General features: G+C 43.5%; 2 protein-coding genes and 1 pseudogene. All 3 read right to left on the reverse strand.

The annotated features are described in order from the left end of the window. On the reverse strand, window positions 1-349 hold a 349-nt coding region (locus ACWHAR_RS20475; protein ID WP_452087660.1), incomplete at its 3' end, for a peptidoglycan-binding domain-containing protein. 74 nt (window positions 350-423) lie between these two features. Next, window positions 424-1,336 (reverse strand): annotated as a pseudogene (locus ACWHAR_RS20480) (DMT family transporter). Continuing rightward, a partial coding sequence (locus ACWHAR_RS20485; RefSeq protein WP_452087661.1) for a helix-turn-helix transcriptional regulator occupies window positions 1,333-1,790 on the reverse strand: 458 nt, incomplete at its 5' end. The gene ACWHAR_RS20485 and the pseudogene ACWHAR_RS20480, both read right to left, overlap by 4 nt.

The following is a 1,790-nucleotide window of genomic DNA, read 5'->3' on the forward strand; positions in this document are numbered from 1 at the left end:
CAGCTTTTTGAAATTCTTTTACCGCATTTTCAGTTTTTTCGTAAAAGACGCCTGTAAAACCGCCGGGATTAAAGCCTTTACACCATAAAGCCCCTTGTAAAATAAAATTCATGTTGCTTGGTTTTGAATCTGGAGCTTGGCGTTTAAGAGGCTTAAATAAACGCTGTGTTGTCGGCCCGAAGTTATCGGCTGGCTCTGAGATACCCAATTCAATTTGAAGCGCCCGAGTCAGACCGTAGATCGTATCCCACCCAGTTTTCCCGCTTTCTTCTACAGGGTTATACCCATGTTTGCCGCTGTACGTATCGTTCAGCCATTGCTGTGTGATTAAGACCATTTCATCAACCATTTCGATTCCTCCTTTGTTAGATTGCGTTCATTTATAGGTGGCAAACGTAGGACAAAATAAAAAAATGGATGCCGTTAAGCATCCATTTTACATCCATTCTCCAACAGCTTCGCTTTCGGTTTCATCTCCGAGATGTAGAGGCCTAAAAGCGTAAGGGCGCCTCCTAGAAGAGCGATCCATGTCATGTTTTCATGCAGGATCAGGACGGAGGCGGCAATTGTGATAACCGGGACCAGGTATATATAAGCACTGGATTTGACGGCTCCGAGCACGCCAACTGAATAATTCCAAGTGGCGAAGCACAGGGCCGAAGCGCCAATCCCTAAGAAAAGCATGTTGAGTATATTTGAAGCAGATGAAAATCGGCTTAGGTCAAAATGGAAGTCGAACAAAAATAAAGCGGGAACCATAAACAATAAGCCGTACAAAAATACTCTCTGTGTCAACTCGATGATGTGGTATTCGTAAGCGCTTAATTTTTTCATGAATATCGAGTATCCGCCAAACACGAGAGCAGCCCCGGCTGCCATGATGTCTCCGAGCGGATTTAGACGCAGTACCACATTGCCGTTAAACGTAATCAATAAAAGCCCGATCAGTGCCGAGACAAATCCAATCAAAAAAGTCAGACGCAGTTTTTCGCCTTCGAGCAGAAAATGGGCCAAAACCGCAGTGATCATCGGTCACGATCATGCCGACATTGGATGCGTATGTATAGGTGAGAGCTATATTTTCTAATAGAAAGTATAAGGTTACGCCAAATAAACCAGCTCCGGCAAACAACAGCTCCTGCCGCCAATTTCTGAACGGAATCATGTTGGGACGGACGAGGATAAGAGCGATAAAGCCCATCAAAAACCGATAAAATAATATTTCCATTGGAGAGAAGTCAGCCAGCAGAACTTTTGTCGAAATAAAGGTCGTCCCCCAAATCAGAATGGTCACAATGGCTGCGATATGCCCCGAAGTTTCTCTTTGTATGTTCATCTGTGAAGCTCCTTTTCAAAAATCTTCATGTATTGCTTCGGCGTCAGCCCCACCTGCCGTTTAAAAAACTTCGTCATATGACTCTGATCGCTGAATCCTGTCTGAAATGCCGCATCAATCGGCCTTACCCCTTGTTCAAGGAGTTTTTTGGCTTGATTAATCCGGATTGTTTCCATGTAGCTATTAGGGGTAATGCCTTTTTGTTTTGTAAATGAACGCAATAAATGATACTTGCTCCAGCCTGTTAATTCACTCAAATCATTGAGTGTGACATTTTCGGCATAATGCTCTTCTAAAAATTCACAAACCATTTTGACTTCGTCTGATGGTTCTGGAACGCTGCTAAGGAACGTGACATCTGAATAATGGCGGATCAGCTCCTCTAATAGATGAAGAAACAGCTCCTCCTTACGCAAAGCTTGTTTTTCCTCGGATATCAAAATATGCAATTCCT

Source organism: Bacillus sp. LR--39 (assembly GCF_053613335.1).